The 23,619-nt window shown below is 47.8% G+C and carries 19 protein-coding genes; 8 read left to right on the top strand and 11 right to left on the bottom strand.

Translation table 11 applies throughout. The features are described from left to right. Positions 1-114 precede the first annotated feature (114 nt). Both rnt and pyrC read right to left on the bottom strand, forming a co-directional pair. Positions 115-714 (bottom strand): ribonuclease T, encoded by a 600-nt coding sequence (rnt, locus tag ACOMHB_RS18055; protein ID WP_317146564.1) that lies wholly within the window; start codon positions 712-714, stop codon positions 115-117. A 92-nt stretch (positions 715-806) separates the two neighbouring features. Next, on the bottom strand, positions 807-1,859 hold the full coding sequence (gene pyrC, locus ACOMHB_RS18050; protein ID WP_448217663.1) for a dihydroorotase: 1,053 nt from the start codon (positions 1,857-1,859) through the stop codon (positions 807-809). A gap of 556 nt (positions 1,860-2,415) precedes the next feature. Here pyrC and ACOMHB_RS18045 point away from each other — a divergent pair. Next, positions 2,416-3,630 carry an argininosuccinate synthase gene (locus ACOMHB_RS18045; protein ID WP_448217662.1) on the top strand — a complete coding sequence of 405 codons (1,215 nt, stop codon included), beginning with the start codon at positions 2,416-2,418 and terminating at the stop codon, positions 3,628-3,630. Positions 3,631-3,891: 261 nt separating this feature from the next. On the opposite strand, the gene ACOMHB_RS18040 is transcribed toward ACOMHB_RS18045, so the two are convergent. Beyond that, positions 3,892-6,348 (bottom strand): hypothetical protein, encoded by a 2,457-nt coding sequence (locus ACOMHB_RS18040; RefSeq protein ID WP_448217661.1) that lies wholly within the window; start codon positions 6,346-6,348, stop codon positions 3,892-3,894. A gap of 557 nt (positions 6,349-6,905) precedes the next feature. Here ACOMHB_RS18040 and ACOMHB_RS18035 point away from each other — a divergent pair. Beyond that, complete coding sequence (locus ACOMHB_RS18035) at positions 6,906-9,461, top strand: hypothetical protein (protein ID WP_448217660.1); 2,556 nt, start codon at positions 6,906-6,908, stop codon at positions 9,459-9,461. A 210-nt stretch (positions 9,462-9,671) separates the two neighbouring features. On the opposite strand, the gene ACOMHB_RS18030 is transcribed toward ACOMHB_RS18035, so the two are convergent. The 6 genes from ACOMHB_RS18030 to purM form a co-directional block, all read right to left on the bottom strand. Beyond that, positions 9,672-10,928, bottom strand: coding sequence for a hypothetical protein (locus tag ACOMHB_RS18030; RefSeq protein ID WP_448217659.1), 1,257 nt, complete (start codon positions 10,926-10,928; stop codon positions 9,672-9,674). 98 nt (positions 10,929-11,026) lie between these two features. After that, on the bottom strand, positions 11,027-12,202 hold the full coding sequence (mltC, locus tag ACOMHB_RS18025) for a membrane-bound lytic murein transglycosylase MltC (protein WP_448217658.1): 1,176 nt from the start codon (positions 12,200-12,202) through the stop codon (positions 11,027-11,029). A 29-nt stretch (positions 12,203-12,231) separates the two neighbouring features. Continuing rightward, on the bottom strand, positions 12,232-12,639 hold the full coding sequence (gene gloA / locus ACOMHB_RS18020; RefSeq protein ID WP_448217657.1) for a lactoylglutathione lyase: 408 nt from the start codon (positions 12,637-12,639) through the stop codon (positions 12,232-12,234). A 162-nt stretch (positions 12,640-12,801) separates the two neighbouring features. Continuing rightward, positions 12,802-13,554: a DUF3108 domain-containing protein gene (locus ACOMHB_RS18015; protein ID WP_448217656.1), complete on the bottom strand. Its 753-nt coding sequence runs from the start codon at positions 13,552-13,554 to the stop codon at positions 12,802-12,804. Between the two features lie 123 nt (positions 13,555-13,677). Then, positions 13,678-14,343: a phosphoribosylglycinamide formyltransferase gene (gene purN / locus ACOMHB_RS18010; protein WP_448217655.1), complete on the bottom strand. Its 666-nt coding sequence runs from the start codon at positions 14,341-14,343 to the stop codon at positions 13,678-13,680. An 80-nt stretch (positions 14,344-14,423) separates the two neighbouring features. Further along, the gene (purM, locus tag ACOMHB_RS18005) at positions 14,424-15,479 is read right to left on the bottom strand and encodes a phosphoribosylformylglycinamidine cyclo-ligase (RefSeq protein WP_422475859.1); all 1,056 of its coding nucleotides are present in this window, start codon (positions 15,477-15,479) and stop codon (positions 14,424-14,426) included. A 327-nt stretch (positions 15,480-15,806) separates the two neighbouring features. On the opposite strand from purM, the gene ACOMHB_RS18000 reads away from it, so the two are divergent. The 5 genes from ACOMHB_RS18000 (at position 15,807) to ACOMHB_RS17980 (ending at position 21,020) form a co-directional block, all read left to right on the top strand. Beyond that, the gene (locus ACOMHB_RS18000; protein ID WP_448217654.1) at positions 15,807-16,880 is read left to right on the top strand and encodes a DUF2066 domain-containing protein; all 1,074 of its coding nucleotides are present in this window, start codon (positions 15,807-15,809) and stop codon (positions 16,878-16,880) included. Positions 16,881-16,957: 77 nt separating this feature from the next. Next, on the top strand, positions 16,958-18,025 hold the full coding sequence (locus ACOMHB_RS17995; RefSeq protein ID WP_448217653.1) for an AI-2E family transporter: 1,068 nt from the start codon (positions 16,958-16,960) through the stop codon (positions 18,023-18,025). 66 nt (positions 18,026-18,091) lie between these two features. Further along, positions 18,092-18,232, top strand: coding sequence for a hypothetical protein (locus ACOMHB_RS17990; RefSeq protein WP_448217652.1), 141 nt, complete (start codon positions 18,092-18,094; stop codon positions 18,230-18,232). Further along, the gene (hda, locus tag ACOMHB_RS17985) at positions 18,232-18,948 is read left to right on the top strand and encodes a DnaA regulatory inactivator Hda (RefSeq protein ID WP_422134481.1); all 717 of its coding nucleotides are present in this window, start codon (positions 18,232-18,234) and stop codon (positions 18,946-18,948) included. Before ACOMHB_RS17990 ends, hda begins: the two co-directional genes overlap by 1 nt. Positions 18,949-18,962: 14 nt before the next feature. Beyond that, positions 18,963-21,020, top strand: coding sequence for an AsmA family protein (locus ACOMHB_RS17980; RefSeq protein WP_448217651.1), 2,058 nt, complete (start codon positions 18,963-18,965; stop codon positions 21,018-21,020). A gap of 82 nt (positions 21,021-21,102) precedes the next feature. Here the strand turns inward: ACOMHB_RS17980 and ACOMHB_RS17975 are convergent, their stop codons facing one another. Both ACOMHB_RS17975 and arsC read right to left on the bottom strand, forming a co-directional pair. After that, positions 21,103-21,471 carry a DUF2069 domain-containing protein gene (locus tag ACOMHB_RS17975; RefSeq protein WP_422134479.1) on the bottom strand — a complete coding sequence of 123 codons (369 nt, stop codon included), beginning with the start codon at positions 21,469-21,471 and terminating at the stop codon, positions 21,103-21,105. A 2-nt stretch (positions 21,472-21,473) separates the two neighbouring features. Then, positions 21,474-21,818: an arsenate reductase (glutaredoxin) gene (gene arsC, locus ACOMHB_RS17970; RefSeq protein ID WP_448217650.1), complete on the bottom strand. Its 345-nt coding sequence runs from the start codon at positions 21,816-21,818 to the stop codon at positions 21,474-21,476. A 396-nt stretch (positions 21,819-22,214) separates the two neighbouring features. Here arsC and ACOMHB_RS17965 point away from each other — a divergent pair, with 396 nt between their 5' ends. Further along, positions 22,215-23,471 (top strand): YihY family inner membrane protein, encoded by a 1,257-nt coding sequence (locus ACOMHB_RS17965; RefSeq protein WP_448217649.1) that lies wholly within the window; start codon positions 22,215-22,217, stop codon positions 23,469-23,471. Positions 23,472-23,619: the final 148 nt, after the last annotated feature.

Below are 23,619 nucleotides of genomic sequence, written 5' to 3'. Positions count from 1 at the left end.
AATTTCGCCATCAATGACTATTCACATCATGAGATTAACTCAGCCCTGATAATTTGGTCGAGTGGTTGCCATAAGCCACTCTCTCAAAATTCCGGAAACGATTTATAAGCCTCTTTATAACCAGCCGCCCAGATCCTTCCAGCGGTTGACGATAGAGCAAAATAGCTCGGCAGTTTTCTCTGTGTCATAACGGGCAGAGTGGGCTTCACCCTTGTCGAAATGAATCTCTGCGGCCTCGCAGGCTCTGGCCAGCACGGTCTGCCCGTATGCCAGTCCGGACAGGGTGGCTGTATCAAAGCAGGAGAAGGGATGAAAAGGGTTGCGTTTGATATCACAGCGCTCTGCTGCGGCCATCAGAAAGCCAAGGTCAAATGATGCATTGTGACCCACCAGCACTGCCCGGTTACAACCCTGTTTTTTAACTTCCTTGCGCACTGTTTTGAAGATACCGTTCAGTGCCTGCTCTTCTTCTGTGGCAATGCGAAGCGGGTGGAAGGGATCAATACCGATAAACTCTATCGCCGCCTGTTCAATATTGGCGCCTTCAAATGGTTTGATATGGAAAGACTGAGGCTTACCGGGGTGCACATAGCCGCTTTCATCCATTTCAATGACCACAGCTGCAATTTCCAGCAGGGCATCGGTGGCGGAATTGAAACCTCCGGTTTCTACATCCACCACAACAGGCAAAAAACCACGAAAGCGGTTGGCCATCAAATGGCTATCATCGACCACGGAATCTCCTTAATTCATTCAGAGTCAATGGAAAGTCAGCCTTCTGAGGGCTGACTTTCCGGTCTTCAGTGTTAGTTCTGGGTTTGTAAACGCCAGTTCAGGGTTTCGCCTGCACGCAGAGGAATCACCTGATTGTCGCCCAGGGGGATAGACTCTGGCAATTGCCATTCTTCTTTAATCAGGGTGACAGAAGCCTGGTTTCTGGGTAGACCGTAAAAATCCGGACCAAAGTGGCTGGCAAATCCTTCCAGTTTATCCAGTGCATTCATGCTCTCAAAGGCTTCAGCATACAATTCCAGAGCTGCCGGTGCGGTATAGCAACCTGCACAGCCACAGGAGGTTTCTTTTGCATCTACCGTATGAGGTGCAGAGTCGGTGCCAAGGAAAAATTTCGGATTGCCACTGGTTGCGGCTTCCAGTAAGGCCTGCTGGTGGCTATTACGCTTCAGGATTGGCAGGCAGTAATAATGGGGGCGAATGCCTCCTGCCAGCATATCGTTGCGATTGTAAAGCAGGTGGTGTGCAGTAATCGTGGCGGCGACATTGCTGTGGCTGCTTTTGACAAATTCGACCGCATCAGCGGTGGTGATGTGTTCCATGACCACTTTCAGGTCAGGGTGCCGAAGAGTAATGTCTCGCAGGTAACGATCAATGAAAACTTTTTCACGATCGAAGATATCAATGTCTTTGTCAGTGACTTCAGCATGTACCAGCAGCAGCAGGCCAACCTCAGCCATGGTCTTCAGACTTTCCTCAATATTGTTGATATCAGTGACACCTGAGTCAGAGTTGGTGGTCGCTCCGGCTGGATAGAGCTTCAGAGCTTTGACATCGCCTCTGGCCTTGGCTTCACGAACCATTTCGGGGGTGGTGTTATCCGTCAGGTAAAGTGTCATCAGTGGTTCAAACTGACTACCAGCAGGCGCATGCTCAAGGATTCGGGCCTTGTAAGCGGCAGCATCATCGGCGTCCAGTACCGGTGGACGCAGATTAGGCATGACAATAGCCCGGGTAAAGTTTCTGGCTGCTGAACGCACTGTTTCAGCCAGGGCTGCGTCGTCTCTCAGGTGGATATGCCAGTCATCAGGACGTGTCAGGGAGAGCTTTTCTTTCGCTATGGGCATTTGCGTCATCTTCTGAAGAGTACCTGTTCCGGAAAAGAAAGGTTGACTGCTAAATAGCAACAGTTTAATCGCGTTTTTATCTTGAGTCCGCTAAATACAGCACGGGATGATCAAAAAAGCACGTGAATAAAATGGAGTAGATTGGAGAGTTCAGGAGACCCCCTTCACCGGGCTAGCATCGTATCTAAAATCATGCAGGCTTGGTAGTAATATTTGCCGTTCAGAGCATGCCCTTCGATCAATTTGCAGGACTTCAAAGGCGTTGATTTTCAGTTGTTTGCACATTTTCGGTCTTTATCAGTTCAGGTGAAGTGCTTTTGAGATTCCCCGGTCTGGAAAATAGGGAAGCATTCGAGAATAATGGTGTCCGCTCTGTGGCTATCGGAAGTCGGTTGGGTAATTTCCACATCGGGCTTTCAGAGTTAAGAGGTAGCCATAAAAAATGGGAATATTGAATTAATATGTAGGTTTTTTGAATAAATATTGATTTTCAATTTTGGATCATCAATACTCTTCAATCAATCAGGTTTACCGTATCGGGAATTGGGAGTGCACGGTGAAAGAGATCAAAAAAGTGGTACTGGCCTATTCGGGTGGACTGGATACCTCAGTCATTGCCAAATGGCTGGAAGATACTTATCAGTGCGAAGTTGTTACATTTACCGCAGATCTGGGTCAGGGTGAAGAAGTTGAGCCTGCCAGGGCCAAAGCAGAGGCACTGGGCATCAAAGAGATCTATATCGAAGATTTGCGTGAAGAGTTTGTTCGGGATTTTGTGTTTCCGATGTTCCGGGCCAATACCATCTATGAAGGCGAGTACCTGCTGGGTACTTCTATTGCCCGTCCTCTTATTTCCAAGCGATTGATTGAAATTGCCAATGAGACGGGAGCCGATGCTATCTCCCACGGTGCTACCGGCAAGGGTAATGACCAGGTGCGTTTTGAACTGGGCGCTTATGCTCTGAAGCCAGGTGTACAGGTAATAGCTCCGTGGCGTGAGTGGGATCTGAATTCCCGTGAAAAACTGCTGGCCTATTGTGAAGAGCACGGTATTCAGGTTGAGAAGAAGAAAGGTAAGTCTCCTTATTCTATGGATGCTAACTTGCTGCACATTTCATACGAAGGCGGAGTCCTGGAAGATCCATGGGCTGAAGCCGAAGAGGATATGTGGCGCTGGAGTGTATCTCCGGAAAATGCCCCGGATCAGCCACTGTATCTTGAGCTGACCTATAAGAAAGGTGATATCGTTGCCATCGATGGTCAGGAAATGACACCCGCAACCGTTTTGACTTACCTGAACAAGGTGGGTGGAGAGAATGGTGTGGGTCGTCTGGACATCGTTGAGAATCGTTATGTCGGTATGAAGTCCCGTGGTTGCTACGAGACTCCGGGTGGAACCATTATGCTGAAAGCGCACAGGGCGATTGAGTCCATTACTCTTGATCGTGAAGTGGCACACCTGAAAGACGAACTGATGCCCAGGTATGCGAAACTGATTTACAACGGTTACTGGTGGTCTCCCGAGCGTGAGATGCTTCAGAGGATGATTGATGAAAGTCAGGATTACGTGAATGGTGTCGTACGTCTGAAGCTCTATAAAGGTAATGTAACGGTTGTTGGTCGTCAGTCTGATGACTCCCTGTTTGATGAGAATATTGCCACCTTTGAAGATGATGCCGGTGCTTATGATCAGGCAGATGCTGAAGGCTTTATCAAGCTGAATGCATTGAGGCTGAGAATTGCTGCCAATAAGGGGCGTAATCCTGGTTAATTGAGTGAGTAAAATGTTGCTTTTTGAACTCAGTTCATCATCCGCCCCCTACTTCGGGTGTCCTAAAGCTTTGGTTCCCATGCTTCAGAGGCTATCGCAAAAGTGCAAGCAAAGCTGAGACAAAGCAATAAGTGGCGAAAAAGCGCAGTTTACAGCGAGTAAATGAGCATTTTTAGCCACTTTTTAACGCAGTATCAGCGAAACACAGCACTTTTGCCGTAGCACTTTTACGACAGCCTCGAAGGGGCGGAGATCAGGCCGTTACTTGTGCACTTTACCTTCTGGATTGCTGAATTCATCGTTCTTGAACACATCAACATTTTTGCGCTTTCGATGTATTCTTTTATGACAACAAAGTGCTTGAGCATTGTCACAGATCTTTCCGCATGGCCGCAGTTGGCCATCTTTCCCAACCACCTTTTCGTAACAGGTTTGTTGCCCGGTGTGCTCTCTTCTTTTATGATCCGACAGGGCTTTAGGATTCTTGCAGACCGTCCCGCATGGCTGAGGCTGGCCATCCTTCCTGATCATTTTTACGTCACAGGTTTTTTGCCCGGTGTGTTTTATTTTTTTGTGATCCATGAGGGCTATAGCATTCCTGCAGACCGTTGCACATGGCTGCAGCTGACCATCCTCCCCGGGCACTGCTACGTTACAGGTTTTTTGTCCGGTGTGATATCCGGCTTTGTGGTCTGACAGGGCTTTACCGTTCTTATAGATCCTTCCGCATGGTCGCGTCTGGCCATCCTCTCCGACCAGGATTTCGGCACAGGTTTTTTGCCCGGTATGGTGTCTTCTTTTGTGTTCTGACAAGACTTTAACACTTTTACAGAGCATCCCGCATGGCTGCGGCTGGCCATCTTCCCCGACCGTGGTTACGTCACAGATTTTTTGCATGCCGTGGTTTCTTTTTTTGTGATCCCGCAGGGTGCGAGCATGTAAGCAGACCTTACCGCATGGTAGCGGCTGACCATCTTTTCCAGCCACGATCGCGTCACAGATTTTTTGCTGATAGTCGTATCTGTTTCTGTGACCCGATGAGTCTTGAGGGTTTTTGCAGACCGTCCCACAGGAATCAGGCTGGCCGTTCTCTCCGACCAGGGTTTCGCCACAGGTTTGTTGCCCGGTATGGTGACTTCTTTTGTGATCTGACAAGACTTGAACACTTTTACAGAGCGTCCCGCACGGCTGCGGCTGGCCATCTTCCCCGACCAGGGTTACGTCACAGGTTTTTTCCACGCTGTGGTATGTTCTTTTGTGTTGCCGCAGGGAGCGAGCATGTAAGAAGACTCTTCCGCATGGCTGCAGCTGACCATCCTCTACGGCCACGATCGTGTCACAGATTTGTTGCCCAGAGTGGCATCTGTTTTTGTGTTCCGACAGGTCTTGAGCGTTCTTGCAGACCGTCCCGCATGGACCAGACTGGCCATCCTCCCTGACCAGGGTCACGTCACAGGTTTTTTGCCCGGTGTGAACTTTGCTTTTGTGAGTCGACAGAGTTGGAGAGTTTTTGAAGATCTTTGCGCATGGCCGCAGATAACAATCCTCTGAGGCCACGATCTTGTTACAGATGAATTGCCTGTGGTGGTGCTTGCTTTTGTGACCCGACAGAGCCTTTTGGCAATGGGCAGTGGCTTCGAGAGCAAGGCAATCATTCTCTGGTATTGCCAGATCATCACTGACTGGTCCGGTAGATGCATTTGTATAGGCGGCCCCTGCGCTCATTGAGTCTAAAGCGAACCCATCCAGGGCGACCTCGTCCAGGGCGACCCCGTCTATAGGGTTGCAGCTATTAGCCGGGTTGACATCAATGTCATGCGCCTCTGCCTTAAATACTTTATAAGAATCAAATACTGGAGTGTAAGGGCAATTACTCAATAACCTGAAAATTGAGTTGTTTTGAGAATATGTAGTGTTTGGAGGATCAAAATAGTCCATGCAAATAAAACAGTATCCATTGACCAAATGAGAGCAAAAGCTATTTCCGGCTATCGAAACTTCTTCGATATCCAGCGTCCGTTCTGCGCGCCCCCCGGGATCGGATAATGGTCGGAATTGACAAACGCCATGACAGGGATGGATGAAACAATTTAAACCCAAAGTATGTGAGTCTTGATGAGGGCCTTGGTTACCGCCCCGATGGTCAGTATTCTGAGGAGCAATAAAAGAGCCTGCAGTGCGGGTGTTGGCTTGCGGAGCTTGCTGGTCGGACGATTCTGACGGCTGGTATTGATGTTGGTCGTGTCCGGAGCCAAACATTACAGTAATGGCCTGATGCGGGTGATAATGACTCGGAGCTTGTTGTTCTCTGGCGTTAAACAGAGGTGAATCAGGGTTCCAATAGCTTTGCAAAAGCCAACCGACTAATGCAAGCACTTCTGGAGATAGTCGTGAAAAAGGGGATCTCAAGGGAGCCTTTTTGATGGTCAGGATCAGTTTGTAATCAACCAACATATGAGTGGCGAAAAGCAATGGCCAGGAAATCGACTCAATAAGGGGCGTTTTTACCCCATCAGCATCGGGTCTCTGTGGTTTGTCATCGGGCGGTGAACCTGCTTCTGCATAGCCGCTTGAGTCGGTGATGTCTGATGATCGGCTACCCGGCTGTTTGTGCCGGTCAAGCTTTATAGAGAGGCTCTGTTTTTGAAAGCCTGTATGCTGTTCAAACTCCACCACCAAACGTTTTGTCAGCGGTTTGGCCTGACAGATGGCGGACAATGACAGGAACAGCAGAAACGCTACTACAAAGAGTGGGTGTTTAATAATTCTATCCTTGCTATCTGGTTTACAGGAAGAAAGGATAGATCACCCAATGAAGCAGGCAAAGCTAAGCCACTTAATGCCGTATTGATAAAGTGGAGTACTTTTGCGATAGCCTCTGCAGCGAAGAAATGTGTTGAACTGCCTTTTGTTATTCATCAGATTAATGTTTTTGACCCAATAGGATTAATGCAGAATATTTAGCTTCTTATTGAGTTAGATTTTTTTGTTAATGGGCTGAAATATTGAGTAACAAAAGAAAACCGAGGCTCTTTAATAAGATGACCTGAATCAATGAATTGTTTTTTTATGGTCTTATGGGTTAAGACAATTGTTTTAATTCAATATCCTTTCTGCTGTAAATTGATCCTCTTATCGCTCTTGTTCGTTTCCTTTCTTTAAAGATGTAAGTGCGAACAGTCATGGGCGAACTGAGATGAATAATTTTTGTTGATAAAACTTATTTTAAATCCCCCTCGCAGAGAATGATGCAAAATAATTACAAGGAAAAAATGATGCAATACACACGTTTAGCCAGGGCTATTTCATTGACTCTACCCGTGATATTGCTGGCAGGCTGTGATGACGTTCTGAACGACGATGTTGAAGAAGTGACACTGCAACCCCAGACGTTAAAGTTTGATCCGGCCAATGGTGTTATTCCTTACCCCAATGATATTGTCGGATTTGATGAAGATGGCACGCTGAAAGTACCCGGGGAGACGGACTGGGTTCATAATCCGAAAGATAGCCCCAATACATATTGGAACTACTACGGCACTCAGCAGGGCTGGGGAACATCCGTACCTATAGTTCTGGAATTTGACAAGGCTCCTGAAGAGTCAGGCGGCTCGCCCAGTATCGATCCGGCTACGTTCGAGGGAAGCATTAAAATGTTCAGGGAAAAGAATGGTACCCTTAAAGAGTTGATTTGGAACAAAGATTTCCGGGCAATTCTGGCAAAAGCTGGCAGTATCAATATCGAGCCTCTAAAGCCCTTTGATGAAGCCAGCCGCTATTTTATCGCTCTGACAACGGGCGTTCAGGACGTTCATGGTAAACCCTTGCAGGCTTCATCTGCTTATAAGCAGCTATTAAGCAGTAATGATGAAATGGGGCTGCATTTGCAAGAAGTCATAGATCAGTTGGAAGGCGCTGGTATCTCTGATAGCAGCATTATTTATGCAGCTGATTTTACTACGGGCAGTAATGTCAGTGTGATTCGACAGGTTGTTGAAAGTTACCTTAGTGAGTACTCTGCAGAAACCAAAATCACAAATTTAGTACCAGAGGCTGTTCCAACAAGTACTGAGAAAAATACGCTGGTTACTGAGTTTTCTGATCTGCTGGAGAAGGAAGGCGTATCAATTCCAGAGCCAGAGTCGACAGAAGCGCCTGAATATCGGGTCTTCTCAGCGACCATCAACTTGCCAGCTTATCTGGACACACCTGAGATGGGGGTGAACTGTGATTACAATGAATATGTTGACAGTATGCAGGAAGGTGGCAGCCATGACAGTCATCCTGAAAACTTCAATGAATACAGGGTAGCACCACAGGAATTCTGCTCAGGTGCATTCAGCTATTTTCAGACAAACGACGGTACGCCTATAAATGTCAGCAATGCTGCTGATATCCGGGTGTTTAAAGAGTCTGATCAAAATTCCATAAATGCCAGAATCTATTTACCTGTTGGTGAAGTTCCCGAGGCTGGATTTAAAGTAGTTATGCATAGCCATGGCTTCGGTAGCTCAAAAGATGAGGCTGAGCTGTTTGCTGAACAACTCTTAGGGTCCGGTTACGCTGTGATTGCCATCGACCATCCCCTGCACGGTGACAGAGTGGTGGATATTGATGGTGACGGTGTCGCTGATCTGGATGCTTCGGTGCGTCGGACTGACTATGCCAGCCCTGAAAATCTGTTAACTACCCGTGGTTTTATGTGGCAGTCTGCCCTGGATTATTTGGGTATTCGAATGGCGATAGCCAATGGTGTGGAGGACGATCAGGGAAATATACTTCTTGATACCAATAATGTGCACATGCTAGGGGGGTCACTGGGGGGGATTCACAGCACGATTATTTCTGGAATGATCAAAGATGCTCAGGAGAATATTCCCGGTTACAAAGAGCAGCTGGATCTCAAGACAACAACTTTGAATGTACCCGGTGCAGGTGTAGCCACTGTATTGATGCAGTCTCCCGTTCTACTGCCAGAATTGAAAGAAGACATTCTGCACTCTGCTGCTTTCCGTTTATTTATGGCTGAAAAACTGGGTTTATATGATCCTGTAACACAGCTTTCGAAAGATGAGAAAGTGACTGCTCTGAATAAAACCGATGAGTATCGCAATGGCTTGGAAGATGTTGATCTGACCCAGCCTGAGCAGATTACCGATGAACAGATCCGTCAACTGGCTAATGAAGTGCTGGCTGCCAGTACAGTCATGGGCAACTCGGCACCGGCTGACTTTGCTGAATTTGAAGAGCAAGTCTGGGTAGCCTACGAAACCCCGGCCGAGATTGCTTATCAGGCGATTACTGACCCTTCCGATCCAATCAGTTACGCCAGGGTGCTGGCTCAATATCCCGATGAGCCCATTCTGCTGACAGAGGCTGTCGGTGATGGTTCAAATGATCTGAATATACTGGGTCTTGGTATTGCTCTGGCGACAGAGGGTAATGAATACAATCCGGGTGACTTTGTGATTGTAAACCAGAGTGATGAAATGCCTCTGGGTGGTACAGACCCTTTGATTAGAGCCCTGGGTCTGGATCTGCTGGTCGGCGGTGAAAATGGTGAAGAGGATGTAACTACTATCCGTGGCGCTGCCCGTTATGGTTATGGCACTCATGTGTCCAGCTTTGTGCCAATGCCTGTGGCTATGATCGATCCGGATCTGCTACCAAATGACATGCAGGTTCATAGCAGCATTGTTGGGGCTTCTATTTCATTTATGGACTCAAACGGGTCTTTTGTGAAGGTTAAAAATCGTGGCTTTACCAATGGTGATGATCTGTTGTTGCTTGAGGAGGATTTTGCAGATCAGCCTGAATATAAGAGGAGATAATCCTCGTTTCAAGGTCGGTGTTTAAAGCTCTGGTTCCCATGCTGCTGCGTGGGAGCCCATACCTTAGCTCAAGTAGTAGAGTCCATTTTTCACGGCGTATCGATTCCCATTGGGAGCGTAAGAAAGAGTTGAGGAAGAGCTGTCTTGATCATCAGCCTTCTTATGCACCTGAACATTCACAGGAGTTGTTTTCCAGTTTACCTGACTGCTCTATTTTTTCCTTTGTTCCTCAAATTCCCTTTTTGCAGATTGGTAACCCGGGCCATCAGGCGCATAATATAATTCATTAAATAAGACTTCGGTTTTAATGCTTACTGAAATCCCACATGTCAGAGGAGATGCAAAGCTTGTTTTATTTGCAGTGCGTATTATAGCGAACAGCTTCTTGCCTTTATAATAGACGTGATAATAAGCATAGTCATCGATATCGTCATCGCTATCGCTATCACCACAGGCATGATTGAGGTGATAGGCATCATAGAAATCAATCTCTGGATAGAGACTAAACGGTTCCAAGTCTGTTGAAATATCGGAAGGGTCAAGTAATTCAAGTAACTCGATGGCATTCCAGAATACCTGAATATCCGGACATGGGGAATTCGCGTTGGCATGCACATCGTTTAAGGTGTGAGTATATATTAATCGATTAACGTGCGTTATGATTTCTGAGACAAGGACATTAGCTTTGCCTGCGTCTTTTGCGACAGCCTCATGGGTCTCTGGTTTAAGGGGATGTTCAGCTAGCTCACTACTATTGGATGATTGTCGGATTTTACAAATGCCACGACAGGAGTCGACGTAACAATCTAAACCCAACGTATGCTGGTCTTGTTCAGGACCTTCATTACCATCGTCAGAGCCAGACGACAGGGTTTTGGTGATAGAGCCGCTGATATGGCTGGTTGCCCCTGAGGCTTGCTTGCCAGATGATTCTGATGGCGGATTTTGTTTGTTGCTTTGTTGTTGGTCACTTTGTTGTTTGTTTTCTCCGGGGAGCGTCATAGTGTTGATCGTAAACGGATCATCCCGACTCAGTTGATCCCTCGGGTTAAACAGCAATGAATCGGGGTTCCAGTAACTTTTTACAAGCCAGCCGACAGCCACAAACACTTCTTCAGTTATCCATGAATAAGGTTTGCATTTCATGGCAGGGTCCCTGCTGGTCAGGATCAGTTCGTATGCAGCCAGCACGTTGGAGGTGTAAATAGACTCAATAAAGGTCATTGGTAGACTGTAACCGCCAGATTTATGTGGTTTGTCATCAGGCGGCAAAAAAACTGCGTAGCCGTTTGTGTCGGCAGGGTACATCGGATTGTTCAACAATGGATTCAGGCTGCGCTTAACAGAAAAGCTCTGAGTAGTCTGTTTATGTTCGACAACAAAACGTCTTGTTAACGAGTCTGCCTGACAGATGGTAGACAAAGACAAAAGCAGCAACAGGGGTTTCGCAAAAAACGATCGTTTCATTATTCGATTCATAGGTTACTAATTGTGGCGTAAGGAAAGGTAGAGCAGGGCGGTGGTAATTCAAGAAAGTAAGCGTGTTTTGCTGTCAAAAAATAAATTCAGACATCGCCTTTATAAAAGTCTTTCTGAGCTTTGGTGACTTTTTTCAGATAGTTTCTTGATTCCTGTCTGGGGTGTTTGCGGGTGAGAGACCAATACGCTTCTTCTGGTTCCATCTCATTGAGGATTTCTATAGCCCGGGTGCGATTGGAATGGAAGGTTTTCAAAACATTCCCTGTTCCACCGTTGTAAGCAGAGATAATAGCGTAATGCTTTACCAGTGGATCTCTGACATTTTTCAGATAGCGGGTTTCAAGAAGGTGCAGATAAGCGGTGCCTGCATCAATATTGTTAAACGGGTTGAAAAGATAGTGTCTGCTGGGCTGTCCACTGCGACGTTTGACCAGCTTGAAAACATCTCTTCCTGCCGTTGATGGGATAATCTGCATAAGACCGTAGGCATTAGCATGGCTCACCGCGTAGGGGTTGAAACTGCTCTCTGTCCTCATGATCGCATAGATCAAACTTTCCTTAATCTTGTATCTTTGCGACATCTGTCGAACGATACCGGCGTATTGATACTGTCTTTTGATCATATGGTCGCCAACCAGATCAAGATCAACAGAGTAAACGGTACCCTTGCTGCTGGCACGAGTGGTTAACTGATGGTCGATCAGGTAGTCGGCAAACCGACTGGCTCGCCACTCCCAGCGTATGGGCTGCCCCTGATGGTCCACAACCTGTCCATAAAGCATGGGCTCTTCCCCGATGGGGACGGCTTTGTCGCTGAACAGGTCAACTTCATCAGGATTGTAAGGCGTCAGCAGGGTGACAATAATCGCCTGTTTCAGGTCTTCTCTATCCAGCGTTTCAACGTGAACCTTGCCCTGTTCGAAGTTAACAAATACCCGGGTGCGGTAATGGTTGGTGTATTTGACGTATTCCTTCCTGCTGGCACTTTTTTCGTCACCCCAGTTAACACGGGCCTCTGTTGACAGAATCCGAACCAGGGCTTCAAAGGCGATTACATCTTTCTGGACACTCTTGACGGCCTTAACCGTTGAGTAGACTTCAGCTGCTGGTCCACCCAACTCTCGAACCACAACATCAGTCGCATAGTTAAGGGCTGAATGACTGGAGCAGCTTGAAAGCAGAGGGATCATCAGACAGAGGGCAGCTATTTTCTGAGTCTTTTTGATAGAGGTATCGGAGGGTTTTTCAGAATTGTCTGGCATTGACTGGTTCACTTCCCTGTGTTTTTTCCTTATCCCTGAAGTCCCCGGGATGCATTTTTGTTCTGGATCATTTCGATTTTGTAGCCGTCGGGGTCTTCTACAAAGGCGATCTCTGTCGTTCCACCCTTGACCGGACCCGGTTCACGGGTGATATTGCCGCCGTTGGCACGGATGGTCTCACAGGTTGCATAGATATCATCAAAGCCAATGGCTATATGACCAAAACCTGTACCAGGCTCATACTCACTGGTACCCCAGTTATACGTCAGTTCAATAACGGCCTGTTCTGATTCATCGGCATAGCCAACAAAAGCCAGAGTGTATTTGTATTGCTCGTTATCGTGCTTGCGAAGCAGTTTCATACCCAGGATATCAGTATAAAAAGCAATGGAGCGATCAAGGTCGCCCACTCGAAGCATAGTGTGGAGAAGTCTCACGGAAAGCTCCTGACATTGAGGTAAAGGACTGTTGCAACAGAAACTGCCATTTTATCGGAAACCCGAAGCAACAGACAGCGGGTTCGTTATATCCGTAACACAAAACCAGATAGTCTTTTATGAAGCCTTTGTATCGGGACTGGCTGAGATCCCCCGCAAGATCTATTTGGATGGCTTGGGAGTAATTCCTTTAATCGTTTTGCCGTCCAGTTCACCACCTTTGAACTGAATCAGATAGTCTGAGCCGTTTTCTTTCTGATGGAGTTGCACAAGAACGTAATCCCAGTCTTTGGCAAACCAGATCCAGGTCTCGCGGTCGTTATCTTCGCGAACCACTTTTACGCGGGTCGTATTGAGTGGGCCGACGGGTGTTTTCAGCATTTCATCGGCTTCAATCACGAACCGTCTCTCGTAGACTTCATCATCCTCAACAATCGGGTAGACCAACTCTTTTTTTCCAGCCTTCAAGTCCAGCCGAAGTTGAAGCTGGTATGAGAGTGGGTCCTGGGCGCCAGATTTAAATGGTATCTTTGATTGTTTCTCAGCCTGCTGCCAGGAAGCTTCCATAGATTTCCAGTCAAATCGGGCAGTTTTAGCCGGTTTGCTGCCTACCCCCTTTCGCTCGTATTGGTAATCCACGGGAAGTGCCTGACCCTTTTGTAAATTGAAGCGGCTGGTTTCATCCAGACTGATGGAGGCAATGATGACCGATGCACTGGCCCCAAAATCCAGAACCCACTGGTCGCCCTCTTTTTTCAGACTGCGTGTACCTGAGCCACTGATACCGGAAACTTCCGCTTTATACTCCGCTGTGAATGGCTTTAACGTAGCTTCTGTGGGTTGTGCAATGGAAGGAGTGCTGGCGATCAAAAGGCCAGAAGCCAAAATGGCTGAGACGGTCTTGAAAGGGGTCATCAGGATAATTCCTTTTTAAGGGAATACCTCCTGCCAGGAACAGCGAGGTATTCACAGCTTATGGCCACTCATCAATGAAACCGTTTTTAATGCTCGAATCAACAAGAAAAGTCTAAAACGGAATCAGTTTGCCGTGGCGATACTTTTTTCAGATATACGATATCCTTGAGGGCCAAGCGGCTTTTTGTCAAGTAATATGGCATCGTTCTGGATTGTTATCCGGCCAGAAACAATCCAGTCTATAGCCTTGGGATAAAGGTGGTGTTCCATGACCTTGACTCTCTGTTCAAGCGTCTTCGCTGTATCAACATCAGTGATATCCAGCGTCGCCTGCATCACAACAGAACCACTGTCCAGCTCTTCCGTGACATAGTGAACCGATGTTCCATGCTCTTTGTCACCGGCATCCAGTGCTGACTGATAGGTATTCAAACCTTTATGCCTGGGGAGCAGGGAAGGGTGTATATTGATCAGTTTTCCCTGATAGCGCTTAACAAAAGCACGGCTGAGTATGCGCATATAGCCTGCAAGTACAACCAGGTCAGGTTTAAAATCATCAATACGTTGCACCAGCTCAAGATCAAATGATTCCCGGCTTGAGAAACCTTTGTGGTCAAGGCTAAAGGTGTCAAGCCCCGCTTTCCGGGCTCTCTCCAGGCCATAGGCATCAGGACGGTTGCTGAGCACCCCGACCACCTGATAGCAATACTGTTTCTGCTGATCAAGAATGGCCTGTAAAGTGGTACCACTGCCCGATAGCAATACGACGACTCGATGGTTATCCGTCATTTCCGCTCTCAAGATTTTTATCTGCTTTGGTAAAAGGCTTGAAGAACACCAGGAAAATGTTGACCAAGCCTTTTTTTAACTTAACGGTAAACGACTTTGTCACCAGAACCTGATTCCATATGACCGATGATGAAGGCCTCTTCACCCAGTTCATTCAGTCTGGCTACGGCCTGTTCAGCCTGTAATTGAGGAACACAGACCACCATGCCAACACCGCAGTTGAAGGTCAGGTACATTTCCGACTGGGCAATGTTGCCCGCTTGCTGCAGATGTTTGAAAACTTCCGGGATTTCCCAGCTTTTGGTGTTAATGACGGCGACACAGCCTTCAGGAATAACCCTTGGCAGGTTTTCAGTCAGACCGCCGCCGGTAATATGTGCCATGGCATGGACTGGCAGTTCTTTCTGGAGCTGCAGTAAGGGTTTGACGTAGATTCGGGTTGGAGCCATCAGGGCTTCAGTCAGTGGCTTGCCATCAACTTCACTGCTCAGGTCTGACTGGCTGACTTCCAGAACCTTGCGGATCAGGGAGTATCCGTTAGAGTGCGGGCCGCTGGATTTCAGGCCAATCAGAGCATCGCCGGCGGCAACTTTGCTGCCATCAATGATATTGGACTTTTCAACGACACCAGTGCAGAAGCCCGCCAGGTCATAGTCTTCGCCCTGATACATACCGGGCATTTCTGCGGTCTCACCACCAATAAGTGCGCAGCCAGCTTGTTCACAGCCTGCACCAATACCGGTAACGACCTGCTCAGCAACGTCAACATTGAGTTTTCCGGTTGCGTAGTAATCCAGGAAAAACAGGGGCTCGGCACCAGAAACCAGCAGGTCGTTGACGCACATGGCCACCAGATCAATACCAATGGTATCGTGCCTGCCCAGATCCATAGCCAGTTTCAGCTTGGTGCCTACACCATCAGTGCCGGCAACCAGAACCGGCTCTTTATAACCTGATGGTATCTGGCACAGGGCACCGAAGCCTCCCAGGCCGCCCATGACTTCGGGACGTGAGGTGGCTTTGGCTACATGCTTGATGCGATCTACCAGGGCGTTGCCTGCCTGGATGTCGACACCTGCGTCTTTATAGCTCAGGGAAGAAACAGGGGAATTTGTATCGCGGTCGCTTTTGCTCATCGGAGATGTATCCGCACCGTGGAATCTAAAGTGGATTGATCAGAGCGCGCATTCTAACGTAACCCGAAAAAATCATAAAGCCGCCTGCTATTGCTCAGGTTTTATGGTTGGCCTCCTGTTGTTTTAGAAAGATTTTCTACAAAACCAGAAAGTTATGGCAAAATGAAGGGATAATCGGCTCCGGGCGTTTCGTCTGGGTAATTAGTACTCTTTACAAAGATAAGCAGTCTTGTCGGAAGTCGCTGACATCTGTAAACCGGCCTTTGGCTGTATTGATGTTTATGACGGTTTGTTCACGAAGAGTGCCTGTTTTTGATTCCGGACATTATGTATAAAACATGCAAGCTGGAACGATTGTTCCCCCTTTCCAGACTGATATTCACCCTTCTTTTGGCCCTGTTGTCTTTTCAGCTGCCTGCTGCAGAGATGAGCGGACTTTATCGTGTCGGCGTACCTGTCACCAGTCAGGGTAATGAGGAAAGGGAAACAGCCATTAAGCGGGCTCTGTCTGAGGTCCTGGTTAAAGTAACCGGGCAGCGCAGTACCCTCAGTAATGAGGGGGTGTTACAGTCACTTAAGAATGCCTCTGCGCTGGTTCGGAGTTTTGGTTATGAACGCCGTGATACCGAGTCAGGACGGCAACTTTTTCTTCAGGTGCGTTTTAATGAAGCGGCAGTTAATCGACTGCTGCGAGAAAATGATTTGGGGATCTGGGGTTCCAACCGACCAGATACCATTGTCTGGTTAGCCATTGAAAAGCAGGGAGGCAGGCAGATTCTGAGAGAATTGGCAGACTCACCTTTGGTGAATAATCTGGAGCATGTTATGGCTGCCCGCTCATTGCCAGTGACTCTCCCTCTTATGGACTTTGAAGACAGTGCCGCGATTTCTGATGTTGATGTCTGGGGACTGTTTTCGGACAAGTTGGCTCAGGCGTCAAGAAGATATGGCTCTGAGGCTGTATTAGGGGGGCGTCTGAGTGAAGTGCGCGGACGCTATAATGGCCGCCTGGTTCTTCTCTTCAAAAATCAGCAGTTTGATGCCACAGTCCAGGACCTCTCTGCAGAAGGACTGGCTCTGGCTATTGCTGATCTTATTGGTAATTCCCTCTCCCGGCACTATGCAGTCATCTCTAGTGGCAGCAGTGTCAATCCGATGCTTGAAGTGGAGGGTATTGACAGCACACAGGACTATGCAGGATTAATTAAATACCTGAAAGGTTTGACGGCGGTGAGGGATGTGATGGCAGTCAAGGTCGGCGGTAATAAAATTCAATTGGAGCTGTTAATTGATGGTACGCTTAGTCAATTATCGGATGCTATTGCCCTGGGACGAAAGATGAGAGCGACTGGTACTGATGAGGCCAACCAGACGTTGCAATACCGTTGGCTGGGAGGCTGACAGGAAGTCAGATATTAAATTCCGGAGTGCGTTTTTTGCATGCACCCTGCAAGGCGAGTTGCAATAGAAGGAAGAAAATGACCAGACAGCAACAGTGGATGCTAGCAGGCATCGTATTGGTTGGCGTAGTGCTGATTAATTTTGTCGGGGCGGTCATGACACCCTTTGCGATCAGTGCTGTGCTTGCCTATTTAGGCGATCCGCTGGTTGATCGTTTGGAAAGGCTGAAGCTCTCCCGGTCACTTTCGGTGGCACTGGTTTTTTTGGTAATTTTTACTTTTCTGGTACTGATGCTGCTCATTCTGGTACCGGCATTATTCCAGCAAGTTAAAACCCTTATGCAGTTGCTTCCGGTCTGGGAAGAGTGGGTCAGAATCAATGCCATCCCAAAACTGGTTGAATACACTGGTCTGGACCCTGAGTGGTTTGATATCAGTCATCTGGTCAAGGCGATGGCGGGTGAGTGGCAAAAAGCTGGTGGGCTTCTGGCTCAGCTGGGTCGTTCAGTCACCAGCTCGAGTCTGGCAGTAATAGGTTTTCTTGTGAATCTGTTCCTGGTTCCGGTTGTGACTTTTTACCTCTTGCGCGACTGGGATCATATGATGGAACATATCCGCTTAATGCTACCTGTCAACCTTGAACCTATTGTGGTTGAACTGGCCAGTGAATGCGATGAAGTCTTGGGTGCTTTCCTCAAGGGTCAACTTATGGTCATGCTGGCCCTGGGGTTGATCTACGGTATAGGACTCTGGGCGGTAGGCCTGCAGTTTGCGTTGTTGATCGGACTACTGGCGGGGCTGGTCAGTATCATTCCTTATATGGGGTTTGTGGTCGGCTTCACCACAGCCATCATGGTGGCTATTTTTCAATTTGACAGCTACCTGCCGTTACTTTTGGTGACCGGTGTGTTTGCCCTGGGACAGGCTCTTGAGGGTTGGGTGTTGACACCTTATCTGGTGGGTGACCGGATTGGTCTGCATCCGGTGGCTGTAATCTTTGCGCTGATGGCAGGTGGGCAGATTCTGGGCTTCGTCGGGATGCTAATAGCACTGCCATTAGCAGCCATTATTATGGTACTCTTGCGTCATCTGCATCGAAATTATAAGGCGAGCCACCTGTATAATGCTGGTGAGCCGAGGGAGTAAGGTGATCTATGCCCGCAGCGAACAGAAATCCATTTTGCCATGCCATTCAGACGAGGGGTAAGTGAAATGATTTTGTTGCAGCTGTCTCTTGCAGATTCAATCAACCCGCTGAAGCTGGCATTTTTCAATACAAATGCCGCAACAGAGGGTTCGGAATGTCTATCCATTGTTAAGGTTGAGCGGCATTTCCCGCTCAAGGCTGTTTAATGTCGTATATGAGCCAGCCTGTGCAATTACCGCTCAGTGTTCAGATCAGGGACGATGCCACCTTTGAAAATTTTTTCAGCGGAGATAATGCTGCGCTGGTCAACATGCTGGATATGGATCAGCAGGTCAGTGGGATAGACTCAGAACAGTTTATCTATCTCTATGGAGCTCCCGGCGTTGGTTGCAGTCATCTTCTTCAGGCTGCCTGTCACCAGGTTGATCGCAGAAAAGGTCGTAGTATCTATCTGCCTATGAAAGAGCTTGTTCACTATCCTTCAAAGCTGCTGGAGGGCATGGAAAGACTGCAACTGGTGTGTGTTGATGATGTGAATGCTGTAGCAGGCATACCAGAGTGGGAAGAAGGTCTTTTTGATCTGTTCAATCGCCTCAGGGATTCCCGGACTCGCCTGCTGGTGGCGGCTGATTGCCCACCCAAAAGACTTTCTATCCTGTTGCCTGACCTGGTCTCGAGACTAAGCTGGGGCCTGGTGTTTCAGGTTCAGCCTCTCAGCGACAGGGACAAAGTGTCGGCATTGCAGCTTCGGGCTCACCTGCGCGGGCTGGATATGAATGAAGATGTGGCCCGGTATATCATATACCGCAGTAACAGGGATATGGGGCATTTATTCAAGATGCTGCAGAAGCTGGACAGTGCTTCATTGAGGGCCAAAAGGAAGTTGACCATACCCTTCGTCAAACAAGTCATGAATTGGTAATCAAGAGAAGAAGTATGCAAACCCAGAAGCCGGCTATCCGGTTTGTGCTCTTTGTCGTTGTTATTCTGGCCATTCTGCTGTTTCTGATTTCAGTGATGCTAATGGTACCTGGTCGGTATACAGACCAGCTGCTCCAGCAAATAGAAAATCAAACCGGGGTTGAAGTCCTTCCCGTTAAGAAAGAGTACTCTTTCTTATCCGGTAAATTCCTGCTCACCAATCCGGAGCTCAGAATCTCGCCCGGAATTACTCTTAAGTCAGAATCTATGGTTGTCAATGTTGCCTGGACTTCCCTGTGGAAACAAGCCATTGACCTGGATCGAATCGACTTTAAAAAGCCCGGAATTTTTATTGATCTGGCGATCATCGGTCAGAAACCACCCATGCCCAACCTTTATCAATTTCTCAGGGAAACGGAGCAGTTTGTCTTCGAAGACGGATCGATGAGAGTAGTGAACTCCGAACAGACCGGTTCCAGTAAAGTGGTCAGTATTGATTTCAGTAAAATGGAGCTGAAAACCTATCGTCCTGATCAAATAGATGTTGAAGTTGTCAGGGATTCAAGTCACATCAAGTGGTCACTGGGTGGTATTATTGATTTAAAGAAACTGGCACTGTCTGGTCAGTTATCCATTGATGAGCTTCCACTGGCTGATGTTGTCAGCCAGAACTTTCTTGAATGTTCAAATTGTTCGCTGGAAGGCCGCCTTTCGACAGACTTATCTGTTGAATGGTCCGAGGATCACGGGGTGGAACTGACTGGCACGGCGAAAGTGCTGGAGGGTGAATATCGTGATTTGAACTCCGGTCTTGATCTGGGCTGGAAAGAATTATTTGCAGAGGGTTTCCAATTCAGATCCCGGAAAGCTTTTGTCGAAGACCTTTCATTCAGGGGTGGCTTGTTGACGATCAATGGCAGTCCTTTGGAGCAAGTCGCAAAAACGCTTAATCGTTCATTATCCGCTGATGGTTCTGTACCATTCACCGTAAAAAATATCGAATTCAATGGCGCTGTCCAGTCATCCCAAAAGCAGAATCGTAAACTATTCAGTAACAGTCGGGTGGAGCTGGCAGTGATGAATCCGGAACAATTCACCTTTCAGCTCAATGGGCAATGGCTTGAGCGTGTTCCACTCTCTATGAAAGGCAGTGTCGATCTGAAGAATGCAGTAACCTCGAGACTTAACATTGCTGCCAGGGATGTGGATTTGTCTTTGCTGCCTGTTTCAGATCGGTCTGTTGCCGGATATGATCTGGCCGGAAGTCGTGTAAACCTTAATCTTACTTCCTCTGCAGGAGGAGGCAGCAAGGGCAAGTTGACTTTTTCAAAGCTTACAGGCAAGCCTGTCAAGCCTGAGCTGGATATCAATCACGTGAAAGCTTTGATGGCTAACCCTCAGTCCATCATTTCCATAGACGTTACGAATCGCGACGAGCTGTCGCCGCAGGTTGCGGCAGCGGAAGCTACGAGGGAGGCATGGGAGCGTGTGCTGGAACAGCCCCTGCAGTACCTTTCCAGCCAGGCCGGTATCAAGCCAATTTTATCCGGTGATATACAGATGCCGTCGGGTAAGGCTGTGTTGACAGAAAACGACAAAACACAATTGAAGGGCTGGGGTCGAGTGCTCAGAATAAGGCCTGAACTCAGTCTGTCTCTGAAAGCAATAGCCAGCAAGAATAAAGATTGGCCCAGTCTCTCCAGGTCAGAGCTTGAGTCCGATCTGGTTGAACTCTATTCGGCCATCCATCAAACAAAGCCGGGAGAGGTGACAGAGATTCCGGCTGACGTCAGAGGGCATTTGATTGAGCAAATGTATCTCAGGGCCCACAATCGAAAATTACCCGAAGTGGGTGATGCCAGTCAGAGCAAGCGTATCAAAGAGGCAGAGCAATGGCTGTTGATAAACTGGCCAGCGAATCAGGAAAAAATGAATAAGCTGGCCACTGACCGTCTTAATCTGGTTTATGATTTTCTGCGGAATGAAGGTGTCAGCGAGAAACGTATCATCAGCAGTCCACCCTCAACGGTGGAAGAGGCCGGTTCAGCCATCGAAGTTCAGCTGTCCTATTAGAATCGGTTGACGAAAAATAAAGCTCTTGCCAACGCAGGAGCTTTTTTTTGAGAAGAAAAAGGTCGGTCTTTCTGAGAAAGGTTCAGTCAGCGGGCTGATTGTTTAACTGCCCCTGCCAGCGGGTAAACATCATGGCAGATACAAACAGCGCACTGCTGAATGCGGTAATCAGCCATCCATGTATGGAGTTTTTGATAAACCAGGCGTCAAGCACACCGCTGATAAAGTAAAAACAGAGAATGAAGCATAACCAGGCCGATGCCCTTGGCTGTCGCCTGATCAACCCGTAAAGAGGTAGCAACAGTGGAACAATCGTGAAAGACGCAATCATCCATAGCGAATTTTGAGGTGGGTGCAGCCAGAGCACTTTTGCGATCTGCGAAGCTAGCAGGCAGAAGTAGAGTAGCAGGCTCAGCCGATAGCATAGCCTGGCTTTTTGATTCAGGTCCACGATTAAAGGATCTCCAGAACGGATTCTGGCGGGCGACCGACACGCGCCCGACCGTTGCTTACGACGATGGGTCTTTCAATCATTTTGGGGTAGGTAATCATTTTTGCAATTTGCTGCTGCTCTGAAAGTTCCTGGCCTTTGATGTGGTCCTTGTACTCCTGTTCGCCCTTGCGCATCAGTTCTTCGGGGCTCTTACCGAGTTGTTTCAGAATGTCAGTCAAAGCGGCTTCGCTGGGCGGGGTATCCAGGTAAAGCACTACCTCAGGGCTGATACCTTTTGCTTCGATCAGGGCCAAAGTCTGTCTGGACTTTGAGCAGCGGGGGTTATGGTAAATCGTAACGCTCATATGGCTTTGCTCTCGAACTATTTTCATAACAGGCAGTTGTTTCGACAGGCTGATGCCTGAAGTATTATTTCTGTGATGGGAAGATTATCGTTGAATGGGGTTCGGTGCAATTGAAGTCATGTAGCCCGCAAATATTCTGTAAATTCACACACTTCTAACCAAATCAACCCTATAATTCTCCACCGATTACTGTCAGAGCTGGCTGGTGGACGCAGATCTAACAATAAACCCTTTCCAACAGTGCCACACCCGAAGAGCGGAGTGAAAAAATTAATGCCGCAGTTGAGGGGATACTGAATGGCTTTCCTCCGGGGCATAAGAACTGATACGCTTCTCTGAGTTGGAGCCTGGCTGAAAATCCTCGGGTCAGGCTCTTTTCAATATCAGGGATTCGTTATGCCAGACTCGCTTTTTTCCACTTCTTCACAGGCTCAATATGTTCAGTGGCTCCGTGCCTATTTCCTGTCTGTCTCTGATACTTTCTTTAAGCACCGTTGCCTCAATAACGCCGCTGCTCTGACTTATACGACACTGTTTGCTGTGGTGCCGATGATGACGGTTACTTATAGTATGTTATCGGCTATTCCTTCTTTCCAGGGGGTTGGCGAGATAGTTCAGAGTTTTATATTCAGTCACTTTGTTCCGACAGCGGGCGAGCAGATCCAATCTTATCTTTCCAGCTTTTCCCAGCAGGCCCGAAAGTTGACTGGCTTGGGCGTTGCCTTCCTGGTGGTCACGGCATTCATGATGCTCAGGACCATTGATGGTGCCATTAATCAGATCTGGCAGGTAGACAGGGTTCGCCGGGGAATTGTCGGCTTCCTGCTCTACTGGGCGATTCTGAGCATGGGGCCCTTCCTGCTCGGTGTTGGTTTTGTGCTGACATCTTATCTGGCGTCCCTTAAGCTGATAGCTGATACCACTGCCTATCTTGGGGTTGATCAGTGGCTCTTAGGTTTAACTCCCATTCTGTTGAGCAGCATTGTTTTTACTTTACTCTATATGGCTGTACCCAATCGATATGTACCTTTTCGTCACGCTTTTACAGGAGCGCTGATCGTAGCTTTTTTGCTTGAAATGGCAAAGAGTGGCTTTGCTCTGTTTATTACTCTGTCACCGTCGTATAAATTGATCTATGGTGCTTTTGCGGCCGTTCCCGTGTTCCTGCTTTGGATTTATTTAAGTTGGATACTGGTTCTTTTTGGTGCCGTACTGGTCAGGAGTTTCGCTTTATCCAACCAGACCCGGAACGAGGCGCTTCCACCTTTAATGGGTGTTCTGGTGATCCTGAACGGATTTAATGAGCAGTTTCAAAAAGGATTGAGTTTCAAGCTCGAACAGCTGCACCAGTCGGGATGGAATCTCTCTCTTGAGGATTGGGAGCTTTACACCAGCTGCCTGTTGGAGGAGGGAGTGGTCAGTAAAAATGATCTGGGTGAAATGATACTGGCCAGGGATCTCAGACATCTGGAACTCAATAACCTTTGCCAGCAGCTCCCCTGGTCATATCCATCGGATCAGCAGCTGGAGTCTGTTGTGACTCAGGATAAGCCTGTATGGTATGGTCAACTGGTTGATCGACTGAAACAGTTGAATGAACAGCAGCGGGTTGTACTCGATTGCCCTTTGGATGACCTCTTTACTGAATCCTGAAAATACTGACCTCAGTCAAAATTTCATTTAATGAATGTGATCGGTTAGGTTTCATGCACAGCCGCAAGCTGATCATCAGGCTTTCGTAACAGGTGTTACCAGTCATTGCCCGTTGTTTTGAATCCTTGATGCCTGTTATTGCCATTAT

It is taken from the genome of Endozoicomonas sp. 2B-B (assembly GCF_053470045.1).
The sequence above is the reverse complement of the archived record's forward strand: the minus strand, read 5'-3'. Positions and strand labels throughout refer to the sequence as shown.